This is a genomic window from Mesorhizobium neociceri (genome assembly GCF_013520985.1).
In the GTDB taxonomy this organism is placed as follows: Bacteria; Pseudomonadota; Alphaproteobacteria; order Rhizobiales; family Rhizobiaceae; genus Mesorhizobium; species Mesorhizobium neociceri.
The window spans coordinates 703,091-721,091 of the sequence record NZ_JACDTY010000001.1 but is presented as its reverse complement, the minus strand read 5'-3'; the positions used below and the strand labels follow the sequence as shown (position 1 = coordinate 721,091).

At 62.8% G+C, this 18,001-nt stretch carries 13 protein-coding genes; 7 read left to right on the top strand and 6 right to left on the bottom strand.

The features are described from left to right. Positions 1-25: 25 nt before the first annotated feature. Positions 26-1,201 (bottom strand): MFS transporter, encoded by a 1,176-nt coding sequence (locus H0241_RS03320; protein ID WP_181055979.1) that lies wholly within the window; start codon positions 1,199-1,201, stop codon positions 26-28. A gap of 267 nt (positions 1,202-1,468) precedes the next feature. Here H0241_RS03320 and H0241_RS03315 point away from each other — a divergent pair, with 267 nt between their 5' ends. The 5 genes from H0241_RS03315 (at position 1,469) to H0241_RS03295 (ending at position 9,195) form a co-directional block, all read left to right on the top strand. Next, on the top strand, positions 1,469-3,046 hold the full coding sequence (locus H0241_RS03315; protein ID WP_181055978.1) for a trimethylamine methyltransferase family protein: 1,578 nt from the start codon (positions 1,469-1,471) through the stop codon (positions 3,044-3,046). 109 nt (positions 3,047-3,155) lie between these two features. Next, the gene (locus H0241_RS03310; RefSeq protein WP_407941711.1) at positions 3,156-3,620 is read left to right on the top strand and encodes an endonuclease domain-containing protein; all 465 of its coding nucleotides are present in this window, start codon (positions 3,156-3,158) and stop codon (positions 3,618-3,620) included. An 18-nt stretch (positions 3,621-3,638) separates the two neighbouring features. Beyond that, on the top strand, positions 3,639-6,209 hold the full coding sequence (locus tag H0241_RS03305; protein WP_181055977.1) for a GcvT family protein: 2,571 nt from the start codon (positions 3,639-3,641) through the stop codon (positions 6,207-6,209). Between the two features lie 83 nt (positions 6,210-6,292). Continuing rightward, positions 6,293-7,828 (top strand): ArnT family glycosyltransferase, encoded by a 1,536-nt coding sequence (locus tag H0241_RS03300; protein WP_235983897.1) that lies wholly within the window; start codon positions 6,293-6,295, stop codon positions 7,826-7,828. Between the two features lie 56 nt (positions 7,829-7,884). Next, entirely contained in the window at positions 7,885-9,195 is a 1,311-nt protein-coding gene (locus tag H0241_RS03295; RefSeq protein WP_181056161.1) for a M24 family metallopeptidase, read from the top strand. Between the two features lie 11 nt (positions 9,196-9,206). Here H0241_RS03295 and H0241_RS03290 read toward each other — a convergent pair whose 3' ends face one another. The 3 genes from H0241_RS03290 to H0241_RS03280 form a co-directional block, all read right to left on the bottom strand. After that, positions 9,207-10,991 carry a hypothetical protein gene (locus tag H0241_RS03290; RefSeq protein ID WP_181055976.1) on the bottom strand — a complete coding sequence of 595 codons (1,785 nt, stop codon included), beginning with the start codon at positions 10,989-10,991 and terminating at the stop codon, positions 9,207-9,209. A gap of 116 nt (positions 10,992-11,107) precedes the next feature. Next, entirely contained in the window at positions 11,108-11,941 is an 834-nt protein-coding gene (locus H0241_RS03285) for a phosphate/phosphite/phosphonate ABC transporter substrate-binding protein (protein ID WP_181055975.1), read from the bottom strand. A gap of 91 nt (positions 11,942-12,032) precedes the next feature. Beyond that, positions 12,033-13,043 (bottom strand): fatty acid desaturase, encoded by a 1,011-nt coding sequence (locus tag H0241_RS03280; RefSeq protein ID WP_181055974.1) that lies wholly within the window; start codon positions 13,041-13,043, stop codon positions 12,033-12,035. A 230-nt stretch (positions 13,044-13,273) separates the two neighbouring features. Here H0241_RS03280 and H0241_RS03275 point away from each other — a divergent pair, with 230 nt between their 5' ends. Together H0241_RS03275 and bmt are read left to right on the top strand one after the other, a co-directional pair. Further along, entirely contained in the window at positions 13,274-14,131 is an 858-nt protein-coding gene (locus tag H0241_RS03275; RefSeq protein WP_181055973.1) for a helix-turn-helix domain-containing protein, read from the top strand. Positions 14,132-14,245: 114 nt separating this feature from the next. Further along, positions 14,246-15,268: a betaine--homocysteine S-methyltransferase gene (bmt, locus tag H0241_RS03270; protein ID WP_181056160.1), complete on the top strand. Its 1,023-nt coding sequence runs from the start codon at positions 14,246-14,248 to the stop codon at positions 15,266-15,268. A gap of 92 nt (positions 15,269-15,360) precedes the next feature. Here bmt and H0241_RS03265 read toward each other — a convergent pair whose 3' ends face one another. After that, on the bottom strand, positions 15,361-15,549 hold the full coding sequence (locus H0241_RS03265) for a hypothetical protein (protein ID WP_235983895.1): 189 nt from the start codon (positions 15,547-15,549) through the stop codon (positions 15,361-15,363). Between the two features lie 326 nt (positions 15,550-15,875). Then, complete coding sequence (locus H0241_RS03260) at positions 15,876-17,999, bottom strand: vWA domain-containing protein (protein ID WP_181055971.1); 2,124 nt, start codon at positions 17,997-17,999, stop codon at positions 15,876-15,878. Between the last annotated feature and the right edge of the window lie 2 nt (positions 18,000-18,001).

Below are 18,001 nucleotides of genomic sequence, written 5' to 3'. Positions count from 1 at the left end.
AAGCCCTGTCTCCGGGAAAAGCCTGTCAGGCGTTTTGGCGCTTGAACGAGCGGTAGAGCGCGAAACTCACCAGCAGCGCATCGAGGGCGGCGATGACCACTGGCAGGCCGAGCGGACCGATGACTTGCATCAGCGCGCCGGCGCCAGGCGGGCCGACAATGCCGCCGGCGCCCCACATCAACGCGAAGGCGGCGTTGCCGGCGACCAGCACCGTCCCCTTGAAGCGGCTGCCGAGCTCGACCAGCGCCATGGTGTAGACGCCGTAGCCGACCGCGCCCATGACGAGGAGGACGACCCAGATCGCCGGCGTGGTAATCAGCAACGGCAGCAAAACCGCGCAGGTCGTTGTCGCCAACGCACAGAAGATGATCATCGCTCGCCCGCCGAAACGCTCGGCCAGAAGGCCAAGCGGGATTTGCAGGAAGATGTTTCCCAGCGACAGTGCCATCACCAGGGCCGCCAGCGTCCTTTCGGGCAGGCCATAGGCAGCACCGAACACCGGCATCAATGCGTAGGTGCCCTGCTGGACCGCCGCCGAAACCAGCACGGCAAACAACAGCGCCGGCGCCAACCTGGCAAAACCGAAAAATCCGCCAGACGACTGGCCATCGTCCTCGAAGCCGGCGAGGCTTGACGAAACAGCGCGCAGGATCACGGCGCACAGCATGAACCCTGCCGTCCCGACCAGGAAAGGAACCCAGCCCGAAATGCCGACTGCGGTCAGGACCAAGGGCCCTGCGGCATAGCCCGCGCCCAGCACGGTGTTGAATGCACCCATCACCCTGCCGCGGCGCGACGGCGGCGCCAGCGACAGCGCCCAGACTTCGCCCAGGATATAGAGCGGGTTGATGACGATACCGATGATGAAACGGAGGACGAACCAGCCCACCCAGTCCTGCAGATAGCCGATGCCCAGGAAGCACAGCGCCCCAATCAATGAGCAGCCTACAGCCAGCGAGCGTGCGCCGACCAGCCGAACGGCTGCCGGCACGAACGAGGCCGAAAGGATCAGGCCAAGCGGCATCATCGCAGCCGACAAGCCGATCAGCGCCGGCGACATGCCTTGCTTCTGCATCAGCAGCGTAAACAGCGGCGAACTCAGCCCTTGCGCGGCCCCGAACATGGCCAGGGCAGCAGTGACCCCGGCAAGCGCCGCCCACTGCGTCCCCGCTTCGCCATCGCTCGAACCGGTCGCGACCATTCTGTCTTCCCAATGAATTGCCGGCCCAGCGGCAAACCACCTGAGCTAGCGGTTCGATTCAGGGAAAGGAAGAGCCGCGGATGAAATCCCCTTGCGCCAAGGGACGTGGTGGGTGCGTCCTGTCCGCCAATCTCCCGCAAGGTTGTCAGCTATCCAGCTGCCGTTCCGGCATGTCGCTTCCCTCGTCCTAGTGGTCGCCGCCTCCGCAATGGCCGGGCAGCCGCCGGTCCATTATGCCGCCGCTACCCGCATCGTACGAGGACCATCATGACCGCCGCCCTGCATCCAGCCGAACCGCCCTTGGCAACCGACCGCGCCCGTCGCGGTGGCCGTGCGGGCAAGCGCGCCGGCGGCGCGGCCGCCTTCGAACAGCCGGCTTTCCGGCAGCTGAGGAACCCGCTGACGCCGACCAAGCTGGTTTCCGACGATGAGCTGGAATCGATCCACCTCGCCTCGCTGCGCGTCTTGAAGGAAATTGGCGTCGACGTGCTGCATGACGAAGCCCGCCGCATCATGAAGGAAAATGGCGCTGATGTCCGCGAGGGCAGCGAGCGGGTGCGCTTCGACAGCGACATGATCCTCGATCTGATCTCGAACTGCCCGTCGGAATTCACGCTGCATGCCCGCAACCCGGCGCACAATGTGCGCTTCGGCGGCAACAATGTGATCCTGTCGATGATGGCCTCGGCGCCGAACTGCTCTGACCTCGATCGCGGCCGCCGTCCGGGCAACCAGGCCGACTACCGCAACTTCCTGCGCCTGGCGCAGATGCACAACATCCTGAATTGCACCGGTGGCTACCCGGTCGAGCCGACCGACATCCACCCGTCGGTGCGCCACCTCGAATGCATCCGCGATCTTGCCACGCTGACCGACAAGGTGTTCCACATCTATTCGCTCGGCAAGGAACGCAATGTCGACGGCATCGAGATCACCCGCATCGCGCGCGGCATCAGCCATGAGCAGATGCTGGAAGAGCCGTCCGTCTTCACCATCATCAACACCAATTCGCCGCTCAAACTCGACGTGCCGATGATGGAAGGCATCATCCAGATGTCAAGCAAGGGCCAGGTCGTGGTCGTCACGCCGTTCACGCTGTCGGGCGCCATGGCGCCGGTCACCATCGCCGGTGCGCTGGTGCAGCAGAATGCCGAAGCGCTGTCCGGCATCGCCTTCGCGCAGATGGTGCGCAAGGGCGCGCCGGTCGGCTATGGCGGCTTTACCTCCAATGTCGACATGAAGTCTGGCTCGCCGGCCTTCGGCACGCCCGAATATATGAAGGCGCAGCTTGTCGGCGGCCAGCTTGCCCGCCGCTACAAGATCCCCTACCGCACTTCCAACACCTGCGCCGCCAACACGGTCGACGCGCAGGCCGCCTATGAAAGCGTGTTTTCGCTGTGGGGCGCGATCCAGGGCGGCGGCAATCTGATGATGCACGGCGCCGGCTGGCTCGAAGGCGGCCTGCGCTGCTCCTACGAGAAGACTATTCTCGACATCGACCTGTTGCAGATGGTGGCGGAGTTCCTCACCCCGCTCGACCTCTCCGAAGAGGCGCTCGGCTTCGACGCCATCCAGTCTGTCGGCCCCGGCGGCCATTTCTTCGGCACCCAGCACACGCAGGACCGCTACAAGAACGCCTTCTATTCGCCCATCCTTTCCGACTGGCGCAATTTCGAGACCTGGGCGGAAGCCGGATCGCCGACCGCGCTGGAAAAGGCCAACAAGGTCTGGAAGGAACGGCTGGCGTCCTACGAAGAACCCTATATGGACCCGGCGATCCGCGAAGAGCTCAACGACTTCGTCGAAAAGCGCACGTCCGAAGGCGGCGCGCCGACCGATTTCTGATCATCTGTGTTGGTTTGATGAACTGATCATTCGTATGGATTTGATGAACGGTCGACCCCCACTCCGTCGAGCTCCGCTCGACACCTCTCCCCCGATCGACGGGGGAGAGGTGGCGCCGCGAAGCGGCGACGGAGTGGGGGAAGGCGCTCATGAAACCCGCAGTCGCCGAAAAACAGGAACAACCCACCGAGCACGAACGCTCAGGCAGTCAGGCAATAAAGCGGAAGCATTGCTTTGGCTTGAACTGAAGGCACGCAAGCTTGGCGGCCACCAGTTTACGCGCCAGTTTTCCATCGGCCCGTTTTTTGCCGACTTCGCTTGCCGCGAAAAATGGCTTGTCGTCGAAGTCGACGGGCACCAACACGCCGACAGTTCCCTTGACCGCCGCCGCGACGACTTCATGCGCGCCCAAGGCTATTCGGTCCTGCGCGTCTGGAACCATGACGTCCTGAAACATCGCACTTCCGTCTGTGAAACCATCCTTGCCGTGCTTGATGGCAGGCTGGCCGAGAACGTCGTCGTATCCGATCTCCGCTTTGTTTTCACGCCCCGCTCACTCGATTCAATCTCTTAAAAAACGGACCTATCTCCCATGAAATCTCACGTAAAAGCGGTTGTCATCGGCGGCGGCGTCGTCGGCTGCTCGGTTCTCTATCATCTGGCCAAGGCCGGCTGGACCGACGTCATGCTGATCGAGCGCTCGGAGCTCACCTCCGGCTCGTCCTGGCATGCGGCCGGCGGCTTCCACACGCTGAATGGCGATCCCAATGTCGCCAAGCTGCAGGCCTACACGGTGCAGCTGTACAAGGAGATCGAGGAAATCTCCGGCCAGTCCTGCTCGCTGCATCTGACCGGCGGTGTCATGATGGCCGATACGCCCGAGCGCATGGATTTCCTGCGCCTTGCCCACGCCAAGGGCCGCTATCTCGGCATGGACACCGAACTGATCACGCCCTCCGAAGCCAAGGCGATGTTCCCGCTGATGGACGAGACGAATTTCGTCGGTGCCATGTGGGATCCGGTCGAAGGCCATCTCGATCCCTCCGGCACCACCATCGCCTACTCCAAGGCGGCCAAGAAACTCGGCGCCGAGATCGTGCTGCGCAACCGCGTCGTTGATCTCACGCAGCAGCCCGACGGCACCTGGAACGTCGTCACCGAACAGGGCACGGTTCATGCCGAGCATGTCGTCAATTGCGGTGGCCTGTGGGCGCGCGAGATCGGCCGCATGGTCGGCGTCGAACTGCCGGTGCTGGCGATGGAGCACATGTACCTGCTCACCGAACCGATGCCGGAGGTCGAGGAGTTCAACAAGTCGACCGGCCGCGAGATGATCGGCGTGCTCGACTTCAAGGGCGAGATCTACACCCGTCAGGAGCGCAACGGCATCCTGCTCGGCACCTATGAAAAGGCCTGCAAGCCGTGGTCGCCGGTCAACACGCCGTGGGATTTCGGCCATGAACTGCTGCCGCCCGATCTCGACCGTATCGCGCCGTCGCTGGAAATCGGCTTCAAGCATTTCCCCGGTATCGAAAAGGCCGGCATCAAGCAGATCATCAATGGCCCCTTCACTTTCGCGCTCGACGGCAACCCGCTGGTCGGTCCGGTGCAGGGCCTGACCAATTTCTGGTGCGCCTGCGCGGTCATGGCCGGCTTCAGCCAGGGTGGCGGCGTCGGCCTCGCACTGTCCAACTGGATGGTGCATGGCGATCCGGGCTTCGACGTCTGGGGCATGGATGTCGCCCGCTTCGGCGAGTGGGCCGGCCTGCGCTACACCAACGCCAAGGTGCGCGAGAACTATTCTCGCCGCTTCTCCATCCGCTTCCCCAACGAGGAACTGCCGGCGGCGCGCCCGGCGCAGACGACGCCGCTCTACGACACCATGCTGGCCAACAACGCCGTCATGGGCGACAGCTGGGGTCTGGAAACGCCGCTGTGGTTCGCGCCGAAGGGCAAGGAGCCGAAGGACATCGTCTCCTTCCACCGTTCCAACGATTTCGGCCCGATCGGCGAGGAAGTGCGTGCCACCCGCGAGAAGGTTGGCGTCACCGAGATCGCCAACTTCGCCAAATACGAAGTGTCGGGGCCTGCGGCGGAGGATTTCCTCAACCGGCTGATGACCAACCGCATGCCGAAGATCGGCCGCATCGTGCTGACGCCGATGATCAACGAATTCGGCAAGCTGATCGGCGACTTCACCATCGCCAAGGCCGGTGAGGACCGCTTCATGATCTGGGGATCGTCGGCCGCGCAGAAATACCACATGCGCTGGTTCGAGAAGCAGCTGCCGAAGGATGGTTCGGTGCGCATCCACCGCTTCGACCAGACGCTTGTCGGTCTCTCCATCGCCGGTCCGAAATCGCGCGATCTGTTGCAGAAACTGGTCGATGTCGACATTTCGACCAAGGCCTTCCGCTTCATGGATTTCCGCGAAATGGCGGTCGGCGGCGCGCCCTGCATGGTCAACCGCATCACCTATACCGGCGATCTCGGCTACGAGATCTGGATGGCGCCGACCTATCAGCGCCTGGTCTACAAGGCGATCAAGGACGCCGGTGAGGAGTTCGGCCTGGTCGATTTCGGCATGCGCGCGCTGCTGTCGATGCGCCTGGAGAAGAACTTCCCGACCTGGTACCGCGAGCTGCGGCCGATCTACGGCCCGTTCGAAGGCTCGATGGACCGCTTCATCAAGCTCGAGAAGAACGACTTCATCGGCCGTGAAGCCGCCGCCAAGGAACAGGCGGAAGGGCCAAAGCTGCGCCGCGTCTCCTTCATCGTCGATGCGGCCGATGCCGATGTGATGGGCGACGAGCCGATCTGGGCCAAGGTCAGCAAGGATTACGGCACGGTCGAAAAGCCGCATGGCTATGGCGCGCCGCGCTTCGACACCGCGGGCAAGGAAGTCCGCGGATCCAAGGCCGCCGAAGGCGCTTCCGCCGTACGCGGCATCGTCGATGGCGACTGGCGCGTGGTCGGCTGGGTCACCTCGGGCGGCTATGCGCATTCCGTGCAGAAGTCGATGGCCCAAGGCTATGTGCCGGCAGCACTCGCCGAGGACGAAAGTGCCGGCCTGTTCGAGATCGAAATCCTCGGACACAGGCGCCCGGCCCGTATCAATATCGAGGCCCCCTTCGATCCCAGCGGCGAGAAGATGCGGACCTAAAAAGACGACAGCGCGCGTGAGATCGTGTAAGGGGCCTTCGGCAGCTGGCCGCAGGCTTTTCCCCCAATGAGAAGACGATCCCCTTGCAGTATCTAGAGAAATGGACGGACTGGCTCTGCGAAGGCAAGGTCGGTCCCTTCAACGCCGCGCTCTTTTGTCTCGCGCTCTACTGCCTCGTCCAGATCGCGGTGATGACGCTGTCGTCCCATATCGTCGGAACCGGTGTCGGCGTCGATGATTCCGAACAGCTGATGTACATGCGCTATTTCTGGGCCGGCTATGGCGGGTCGCAGCCACCGCTTTACACATGGCTTGCCCGTCTCGTCGCCTCCGTGATCGGCACGAACATCCTTGCGCTCAAGATCGTGAAGTACCTTCTGATCGGAGTGGCGCTGGCGTCGACTTTCATCGCTGTCCGCCGTCTCGGCTATTCGAGCCGGGCCGGTGCCGCGGCGATGTTCGGCCTGCTGCTGTTTCCGCAGATGGTGTGGGAAATGCAGCATGCCCTCACTCACTCGATCGCTGCCTTCTGTTTTTCAGTGGTGCTGTTTCTTGCGCTCGTCGAACTGGTGCAGAGGCGATCGCTGACAGCCTATGTCCTGTTTGGCGTGGCCATAGCAGCCGCGATCCTGTCGAAATACAACAATGTGATTTTTCTCGGCGCGCTGGTGCTGTCCACCCTGTCGCTGCGCGAAACGCGCGGCGTCATCCTCAACCGCCAGTTTTTGATCAGCGTGGCGCTGGCCGTACTGCTTTGCCTGCCGACGCTCTATTGGAGCCTGACGCACACCGAACAGGTGCTGTCGCATGCGGGCGGTTTCGGCATGGCCAGGGAAAATGGTGTGATCCAGAACGCGCTCACTGGAGTATGGGGGCTCGGCAAGGCGATGCTGAATTTTGCAGGGCTGCCGGCCGGCATATTCGCGGTGGCTTTTCTCATCGCAAGGAACAGGCCGGCGCCGGCCCTGCAACCGCTGCCATGGGCCGAGAAACTGGTATGGCGCACCATCGCTTTTGCCCTTGCCATCACCATCGTGCTCGTCCTGGCGACCGGGGCAACGCAATTCCGCGACCGCTGGATGCTGCCCATCCTTGTGTTGCTGCCCGTCGCACTCGCCCTTCGCACGGACGCCAGGGGAGACAGGGGCCGGAAGATCCAGGACATCGCCGTCTTTGTCGGCGCGACGCTCGCCATCCTGGTGCTGCCGGTTACATGGTACGCCCACCTCAAAGGTGGCGACAGCCGCGGCAGCATCGCGCGTGTTGACTACAATTCGCTCTACAGCCAGTTGACGGCAAACGGACCGATACGCACCACCGTATCGAGCTGGCACTGGTTGGGAAATCTGCGTTTAGTCGACCCCGATCTTGTAGTCCTCGATGGAGAATTGCCGGACTTCGGCCAATTGCTGAAGGAGCCGGCGGTGTTCGTCACGGCAGACGACAGGGTGGGGGTCGAAACTATCCTCAAACTGCTGGATCAGGCCGGCTACACAGCGGATGGTCCACCGCAGCAGCTGGCCGTGCCGATGCTGTTCGGCAGCGACCCGCCCACCCGCACTGTTACGGTCACGCGGCTGAAAAAGGTGGCGGCCGCGGCAGGCGCGGCACCACAATAGCATCGGCAGGGAGGCCTCGGGTGGAGAAGCAAGGGTTCGGTCGTCACCGCAAGATCATGCCGTTCGAGCCCGGCTCGGTCGAGGCTTTGCGCGACGCCTCGCGCCAGAAGGCGGCGTCGCTGAACCAGCATGTGCTGGGTTATGGCGCGCTGGCTGAAGCCGAATGGCAAGCCGCTGGTATCGCCGCGCCGGACCTTGCCGCGATGCGCAAATACCGGCTCGAGCGCATCCGCACTGAACTGAAGCGCCGCGGCTACGCCGGTGCCCTGCTCTACGACCCCGTCAACATCCGCTACGCCACCGATTCGACCAACATGCAGCTCTGGGTCGCGCACAACCCGACCCGCCACTGCTTTGTCGCCGCTGAGGGACCGGTGGTGCTGTTCGACTATTTCTCCTGCGAGCATCTCTCCGACCATTCCGGCGTCGTCGACGAGGTGCGGCCGGCAGTGTCGTGGATGTATCTCTATAGCGGCGAACTGACCGACCAGAAAGTCCGCCGCTGGGCCGCCGGTATCGCCGATCTGGTCAGGGAGCATGGCGGCGGCAACAACCGTATCGCCGTCGACCACATCAATCCCGAAGGCGTCGAGGAACTCGCCCGGCTCGGCATTGCCATCGGCAATGGCGAAGCGGTGATGGAAAATGCGCGGTTGATCAAATCACCCGACGAGATCCTCGCCATGCGCCGCGCCATTGTCGCTTGCGAAGCGGCAATGGGCGAGATGGAGAAGGCGCTCAAGCCGGGCATTTCCGAAAACGAGTTGTGGGCCGAACTGCATCGCGGCAACATTGCACGCGGCGGCGAATGGATCGAAACCCGGCTGCTGGCATCGGGGCCGCGCACCAATCCGTGGTTCCAGGAGTGCTCGTCGCGTGTCGTCGAGGAAGGCGACCTGGTTGCGTTCGACACCGACCTGATCGGCCCCTACGGCTTCTGCGCCGACCTGTCGCGCACCTGGCTGTGCGGTGACGCCAAGCCATCGAACGAGCAGCGCGACCTGTTTCGCATCGCCGCCGACCAGATCGCGCACAACACCGAGCTGATGCAGCCCGGTATTTCCTTCCGCGACCTCGTCGAGCGTTCGGTGGTGCCGCCGGGAGATTGCTTCCCGACGCGCTACGGCGTGCTCTATCACGGCGTCGGGCTGGCGGATGAGTACCCGACGCTGCCGCATGCCAGTGACTGGACGCCGGACACGCCCGACGGCGTGCTGGAGCCGGGCATGGTGCTGTGCGTGGAAAGTTATATCGGCAGGCTAGGCGGGCACGAGGGCGTCAAGATCGAGGAGCAGATCCTGATCACCGACACCGGCAACGAGCAGCTTTCAACCTACAAGCTGGATGCGAGGCTGTTGGCCGACTGACGGCGGACCCGTCAGTAACTGCAGTCGATCTTGTGCTTTGCCCGCTCGAAGACGCTATCGAACCGCCCCCGACTGATGGTCTGGTCCTTGGCCGAGACGGCCTGCCAGGTCCGCTCCTTGTCGGCGCCCATGCCGGCCAGCGTGTTGATCGCCAGGTCGTCGTAGCTGGAATAAAGCGGGATGGTTCCCGCCTGGATACGCTCCAGAAATGGCTCCGCGGCGGGAGCTCCCCGCTCTCCAAGTTGGCAAAGACCCTGGACTCCAGCCAAGTAGGAGTGCTGCCAGAAATTGCCCTTGTCGCGCGGCTGCAGCGCAGCGTCGTCGATCAGATAGAGCATCGTCGGGATGCCATCGGCACCAAGCGCCGACAACCTCGTCAAGACACGATACGCGGCCACACGCCGCGGCGTATCCCTCGCCAGCCTTTCGAGATTGGCACGATGCGCCGGAATCACGTCGTCCGGCAGGTATTGGATAGCGAGAGCCAGGTCGCCGGCTTGCGGTGCATCGATGTTGCCGAATCTTCCGACCTTGATGTCAAGCTCGAACAGCCTCGCGAAGAGCACGTCGGCAAGACGCGCGATGCTCTGCGGCGTCACGTCCTTTGCATGGCTCGCGGCCGTATAGACATGCCTCGGGATGTCCAACCGCCGGTCGTTGAGTGCAGCTACGGCGAGATCGATGTCGGCCTGCGACGCAGGCCGCTTGTCACCCAGCCTGCTGAAGAAATCCTCGGCGAGGGAATTGGTGACGGCGTCGATCGGCTGGGACAGACCGAGCTTCGCAGCCAGGACGACAGCGGCATCCGCCGAACCAGCAGGCAGCGCAAGCTTCATGCCGAGCACATGGACGACGAACCCGCTCCAGTCGGGTCTTGGGCCGAACCGGTCGAGCTGAGTGAGCCGAAGCAATCGCGGGAAGCCGATGCGAATATCGAACTGGTAGCCTGTCACGTAGCTTGGCAAGAGCAGCGGCAGCAGCCGATAGGAAGCAACGCCGGTCGATCGATAGACTTCGGAAAAACGGCCGCCCGCCTTGCTCTGCATGGAGATGCGGTAGACCGACATCGTGTCTGCCGTCGGATCGAGCCCCGCCCGATAGTCGTCCAGCCCGCGCTTGACCTGCCCTGTGCTGATCACGGTATCGGCTTCCGAAAGCGGCGCCTCGGCCTCGATCAGGCAATTGCCCTTGGCAATCTCGATCCGCATGCGTTCAGAGGCTTTAGGCGCTTTGAAATCCCGGGGACCATCGAGATCGAGGAGACGCGCATCGACGAGTTCGACCAGCGGACAAGAAGCTCGACGCTCCATGTGGAAGGTCCTGGCAGTGGCCGAAAAATCGACATCGGGCATTTCCTTGTCGTAGTCGAGCACCATGATGCGCTGGACGCTGCCGGTCAGCAGTGCGCGCATGCAGAAATCGTCGCAATGCGTCTGGGTTTTGGTCCAGAAGACGGATTGATCGGAACGAACCGCCAGTGTCCCGGTCTGGAAAGGCCGAATGACCTGGTCGCGGTCGCCGGACACCAGCGCCGTCGTGGTCTGGTCCATCGATCTGTTGATCAGGAAAGGTGGCACGGCAAGCAGCGCCGCCGCAATCAAGGGGCTGGTCAGCCAGGCCAGCCGGGTTGGGAGGCCAAGGCTGACTGTCGCGGTCAACAGCACGAACAGAAACGCCGGCGGGATCAGCGCCATCAGTATGGCGATCGGGATGCCGACGATGCTCATCGCCGCGACGATCGCCATCTGCGGAAAAAGCAGACACGGTATGGCCGCCAGTCCCAGGACCAGCAACACGGCTCGGAATGTCCATCTCTGCACAGTTGCGACGGCCATATGCACCATCCCGCGAAGTCCCGTGCAGGCTGCACGAAGATGATGACGGTCGCGTAAAGATTGGCCTCGGGCCCGGTCTATCGACGGGCAGAGTTAGCGAACGGTGTGTATGACAGGTCAGGGGCCACCATTTCGGCCATGATCCGCCTGACGGACTCCGGCGTCGTTCTGGCGGTGATGTAGGGCAGGCCTTTGCGCCGCGCCGTCCACCCGACCACTGCCACCTTTTGGGCCGCAGGCTCGAAACGCTGCGCCAGCGCCCAGCTTTCACAGTCGATCGCGGCGATATCCGCCTTGCCCCCGGCCACAGTAACGATCGAGCCGCGATGGCCGCCGCTCTCGCTGCGCGAGGAAAAGATATCGAGACTTTCGCCAACCGCTTGCAGGTCGCGCGTCAGCCCAATGCTGCCCGACATCGAATCGAGGCTGTTGAAGGTGAAGCGCTTGCCGCGCATGAGATCGAGCGGGAGTACGGCCTTGCCGTCCGCGGGCGAGCGAACCTGTGGCCCCTCGCCTGTGCGCATCACCAGCGCGCTCGAATAGAGTTCGCCCTGGCCGCCTTCATAGGCGTCGTAGCCCGGCTGCCCGACCACCTGCACATGCTTGTTCAGGCCAAGCTCCATCGGACCCCAGCAGGTCTGCGCGAACAGCAGCGCCGGATGCAGCCAAAGCTTGTGATAGTCGAGTTCGTTCGGCGGCAGTGTCGCCGGATCGGGCGCGATCAGCTTGCCCTCGGCGTCGTGGATGCCGCCCGGCACCGGCGGCAGGTCACCGTTGCGGCGCACGATAGACTGCGGCGCATCGATGCCCCTCTGCCGAAAAGCCTCGCGCAACCCAGCCCACTGCGCGTCGACCTCGTCGCGCATTTCGGGCCAGTCATACATCGGCAAAGCCGCAATCAATTCACTCATGCCGACACTCAATCATCATGTCTCAGGAAAGGATCGCAAAAACGCGGCGCCCAATCAGAATTGGCCGACACGCGCCCCGGTATGCCCCGGATTATTCCTTGGGCGGCTCGGCGGGAACCGGCGCGCTGCCAAGCCCGCTGACGCTGCGCGCCCTGATGCGCGGCTTGAACGCCCTGCCCGGCTCCGCCTGGCGGCGCAGCACCGGGTGCACGATCGGCTCCTTGGCCTTGAAAGCGTAAGCTTTGATCAGCGCAAAATAGTTTGGGTAGGCATAACCATTGTTCATCCGCAGCCACTCGTCGCGGCGGTCGCGAAACAGCTTCGGCAGCCTGTACCAGGCCACAGTCGGGGTCTTGTGGTGGACGAAGTGCAGATTGTTGTTGAGAAACAGGAACGACAGCGGCGAACGCTCGATGATCACCGTACGGCCCTCAGGGTGCTCGGACCACTGATGTTCGGCAAAGGTGCGGACAGCAATCAGCGACTGGCCGAGCCACACCGGCACCAGAATATAGAGCCATACGGGGATGCCGAAGCCGAACTGCACGACCGGCAGTACGATGGCGAGGCCGATCGCATGCAGCAGCCATGCCTTGCCGATCACCTTGTCGCCGGCAATCATGTGCTTGGCGTCGTCGATGAAGAAACCGACACAGGACAGCCAGGGGCCGAGGAAGAAGCGGCCGGCCATGGTGTTGTTGATCTTGAGCAGGAATTTCATCGTCGGCGGCAGATCGTCATGCATCCACAGCGCCTGGTAATAGCTCTCGGGGTCGTCGAGCGGATCGGTCAAGCGCTCGTCGGCGTGGTGGCGCAAGTGAAGCGTCTTGAAGCGGCGGAACGGCCAGACCAGGCCGATCGGCATGAAGACGAAGGCTTCGTTGATCAGCGCGCTGCGTGTCGGATGGCCGTGCAGCACTTCGTGCATGATCGACGACTGCAATGCCAGGATGAAGCCAAGGAGAGCGAGAGCCAGGATCGGATAAGAGGGCCAGAGCAGGAACCCGGTGGCGAGCCATGTTCCGTAACAGAAGAAAGCGAGTATCACGGTCGGCCACTCGATGGCCGCTGTGTTGCGTCGCTTGATGCTCTTGCCTGTCATGCTATCGACCACTGTCCCTCAGTCGCCGGAACCCCAATTGGTTCCTGACAGCATAATGTCAGGAGAAGCGATTCCACTCAACGAGACAAAGTGTACAAAATGTTGCATTTGCGCATTTTTGACCGCACATGTTACACATTGTAAACAAGCTTAGGGATTCATTTACGCCTTGAGCGCTGATTCGGCGGCTATGGCGCAAATTTTTCCTAAGAGAGAGCGGAGAACGAACAGTGGACAAACGGGACCTGTCAGCCATCTTTCGGGAGCGTCTGAAGCTGCTCCTGACACGGTCCGATCTCAACCAGTCGGCCTTCGCGTCAGCAGTCGGCATCGACCGCTCGGCTCTGTCGCAACTGATGTCCGGCGCCTCGACCCGCCTGCCGCGGGCCGAAACGCTGCTCAACATCGCCGCCGAATTCAAGATCTCGCTGGACTGGCTGCTTGGCCTCAGCCAGGACGAAGGCGTCACCGGCGAAATCCGCGAAAGCCTGGAGATCGAGGAGGCGCCCGACGGCTTCGACCGTACGCTGCTCGCGAAATGGTTCGCCGAGGCCGCCGGTACCAAGATCCGCTACGTGCCGGCCGGCATTCCCGATCTTCTGCGTACACACCAGTTGGTCGACTATGAGGCCAACATCACCAACCGCAGTCGCCTGGCGCAGGCCAGCGAGACGCAATACCGCATCGAGTATAACAGGCGCCCGGAGACCGACATGGAGGTCTGCATGCCGCGCCATACGCTGGAGATCTTTGCCCGCGGCCTCGGCGTCTGGGACCGTTTTCCCGAGGCAGACCGCCGGCAGCAACTCGCCCATATGGCGACGCTGCTTGACGATCTCTACCCGACCTTCCGGCTGTTTCTCTATGACGGCCGCATGCGCTACTCGATCCCGCTGACCATCTTCGGTCCCTACCGCGCCGCCATCTATGTCGGCGACATGTATGTCGTGCTGAACGCCACCCAGCCGGTGCAGGCGCTGACCCAGCATTTCGACAATCTGATCCGCGCCGCTGATATCAACCCGCATGAAGCAGCCGCCTACGCGCGCAATCTGGCCGGCGCGTCATTTCCGTCGGGTTCAGCCTGATCGCCAACGCCCCGGAATGGCGCGCGGCGCGGCAGCCGCGGGCCGCAAATACGTTGACTAGACATAAAGACTTCTTTATATCCTTATTCGAGTTAAAACATGAAAGCCGATCCGATGACCGCGACAAATCCCATCGACGCACTGTTGGCCGAAAAGGGCGTGCTGCTGGCCGATGGCGCCACCGGCACCAATCTGTTTGCGATGGGTCTGGAGGCCGGCGAAGCGCCCGAGCTGCTCAACGAGACTGCGCCTGATACCATCACCAGCCTGCACAAGAATTTCGTCGATGCCGGCGCCGACATCATTCTCACCAACTCGTTTGGCGGCACCCGCCACCGGCTGAAGCTGCATCATGCGCAGGACCGCGTGCACGCGCTGAACAAGCGCGCCGCCGAGATCGCCCGCGCCGTTGCCGACAAGGCCGGCAGAAAAGTCATCGTCGCCGGTTCGGTTGGCCCGACGGGCGAGTTGCTGGTGCCGCTCGGCGCCATGACCTACGACGAGGCGGTCGAGGCCTTCGCCGAACAGATCGAAGGTCTGAAGGAAGGCGGCGCCGAAGTTGCCTGGATCGAGACCATGTCGGCACCGGACGAAATCCGCGCCGCGGCCGAAGCCGCCATCCGCGTCGGCCTGCCCTACACCTATACCGGTTCGTTCGACACCGCCGGCCGCACCATGATGGGGCTGCTGCCCAGGGATATCCACGGCGTTGTCGACGGACTTTCCGAGACACCCCTCGGCGTCGGCGCCAATTGTGGTGTCGGCGCCTCCGACATCCTGGCCTCGCTGCTCGACATGACCGAGGCCAAGCCCGAGGCGACAGTGATCGTCAAGGGCAATTGTGGCATCCCGGAATTCCGCGGCACCGAAATCCACTATTCCGGCACGCCGGAACTGATGGCGGACTATGTCCGTCTTGCGGTCGATGGCGGCGCGAAGATCATCGGCGGCTGCTGCGGCACCTCGTTTCAGCATCTCGCCGCCATGCGCAAGGCGCTCGATGCGCACACCAAGGCGGATCGTCCGACTGTCGCCACGATCGTCGAACGCATTGGCCCGATGCGCAACAAGGTGGCGACGGAAAACACCGCCGAGACCAGCGAAGCCCGCCGCGAACGCCGTCGCAGTCGGGCCTGATATCGAATGCATGTCGCTCAAAAGTGTCCGCGGTTTTGAGAGAACGACATGCATAAAACAAAGGTCTAAAGCGCGCCGGCGCGCTTTAGGAGTTATTCGCTGTTTTCAGCGTAGCGCGACAGCGCCGTCTTGAAATCCAGGACGGTGCTGTCTGCGTTTCCGCCCATCGTCACCAGGTCACCCGATGACTGCGGATTGCCGATCTGCTCCAGCATGACGCGAAAGCGATCGTTGGTCAGCGCCGACATGGCGGTATTCCGGGCCGCGTCGACGTCGTCCATGATGCGCCTTGATTCCGGTGAAAGCGCCGTCGACCCCGACACCTGCGTGTGCCTCACCGCCGGCGTCGTGTTTCCGATATTCGTGATCTGCAATTCACGGCCCCCTCAAGCCCAATCCCAAGCCATGAGATAACAGCGGGGCATTGCAATGAAGTTCCGGAAAAGCCACGCAATTTAATGATCGCAAGAGATCATTGTGCGCTTCGGGTCAATAGATCCGAAAAAAAGGCCGGCAAGGTTTCCCTCGCCGGCCTGCCTCACCCGCCCGTGGCCAGTTCCCCCGTATCAGAACGACCCCCGTCTGAAAGGAACCGGCGTTATTGCCACTACCGGTTACCGCCCAGCGCCGAGGCAAGGCGCACAAGCGAAAGGAACTCGGACCTGTACCCAAACGGGTCGGCTCCTCGGGCGGCGGTGGCAATCTCCATGATCTTGTCGTAACCGAACTTCGCGGTTGCATCCTCGTCGCGCAGCTTTTGGCCGAAGGCGGCGACAGCGACGGAGAAACGCTGGTCGGTGCCGGCCTCGTCGAAGGACTTGACCTCGTTGGCCGACGTCACCGGCGTCGTGATCAGCTTCGAGACGTCCTCGTTGGGCAGCTTGTAGCGGATCTTCACGAAGGCATATTCGTCGGCATTGGCGACGCCGCCATTGTTGACCGTTGCCTGGCCATAGCGCAGCGGGTCCATCTGCTCGCCGCCACTGCCCTTCGGCGTGATCTCATAGATGGCTGTCACCGAATGGCCCGAGCCGATATCGCCGGCATCGACGCGATCATTGTTGAAATCCTCGCGGTTGAGCGCCCGCGTCTCGTAGCCGATCAGCCGGTATTCCGAGACCTTGTCCGGATTGAACTCGACCTGGATCTTCACGTCCTTGGCGATGGTGAACAGCGTCGAGGAGGCATCCTCTACCAAAACCTTCTCGGCCTCGGCCAGCGTGTCGATGTAGGCGGCGGTGCCGTTGCCGTTCTGGGCGATGGTTTGCATCATCTGGTCGTTCAGATTGCCGCGGCCGAAGCCAAACACCGACAGGAACACGCCTGTCTTGCGCTCTTGCTCGATCAGCCGCTTCAGATCCTCGTCGTCAGTCTGGCCGACATTGAAATCGCCGTCCGTGGCCAGCATCACACGGTTGATGCCGTCCTTGACGAAGGACTGCTGGGCAAGCTTGTAGGCTTCCTTGATGCCCGCCTCGCCGGCCGTCGAGCCGCCAGGCTGCAGATTGTCGATGGCGTTGAGGATCTTGTCCTTCTCGGTGACCTTGGTCGGCATCAGCACCGTGCCGGCATCACCGGCATAGGTGACGATCGAGACGGTGTCGTCCGCCTTGAGCTTGCTGACCAGCAGCCGGAAAGCCGACTTGAGCAGCGGCAGCTTGTCCGGCTCGTCCATCGAACCCGACACGTCGATCAGGAACACCAGATTGGCCTTGGGCTGCTCGACCGGCTTGATGTCAAAACCCTTGATGGCGACGTGCATCAGCTTGGTGTGCCCGTTCCACGGCGTCGGCATGACGCTGACGGTCGAGTTGAACGGCGTCGACGCGGATTCCGGCCCCTTCCAATCATAGGGGAAGTAATTGACCATCTCCTCGACGCGCACCGTATCGGCCTGCGGCAGGTAGCCCTGCTTCAGCGAGCCGCGCACGAAGGAATAGGAAGCAGTGTCGACGTCGATCGAGAAGGTCGAGACCGGATCCTGGAGTGCTGCATGCACCGGATTGGTCTTGAAATCCTCGACCCGGTCGCGGTTTGGCTCCTGCGGCGCTATCAGGTCGGCCGGCAGCGTAGAGGGCTGCTGCGGCGCCATCAGCTTGGACTCGGCGGCCCCTTGGACACGGCTTGCCCGTGCGGCGTCTGCCGCTGGCGCAGGTGGTGCCATTTGCATGACAACTCTGCCACCCGATGGTGCGGCCTCGGTGCTTGGCGCAGGCTCGGGCGCCTGCTGGTAAGTCTGCAAAGTGCCGTACTCCGCCGGAGCCTCGGTCTTCGGGGGCGCCGTCGGCGTAACAAGCGCATCGGTGACGTCGCGGCTCCGCACTTCTGCGTCGGCGTCGGCCTTCTTCAGGTCGCCTTCGGGCGCCTGCTTTTCTTTCAGCGGCCCATTGGTTGCAGGCTTGTCGGCCAGCGTTTCGGTGATCTTCTCGTCGCCGCCGAACGGCGACGGCTGTTCCCTCAGCATATGGAAGGTGGCGTATCCGGCGATCGGCAGGGCGACGAGCCCGGCAATGGCTGGCGTGGCAATGAGTTTCTTTTGCATGATCTCGCTCCAGAGCTTTTGTGCTCGCTCTGTGAGACGAAGCCCGCCAACCGATCCTTGGGTGGCGGCCGAAATATTTTCCTGATCAAAGGCGCGCATGGCGGCTTCGAAGGCGCGTGCCTTCGCGCTTTCGCCCGGCGCCGGTACTGCTGCATCGCGCAGCCTGTTGAGTTCGTTGTCGTCGACCATGG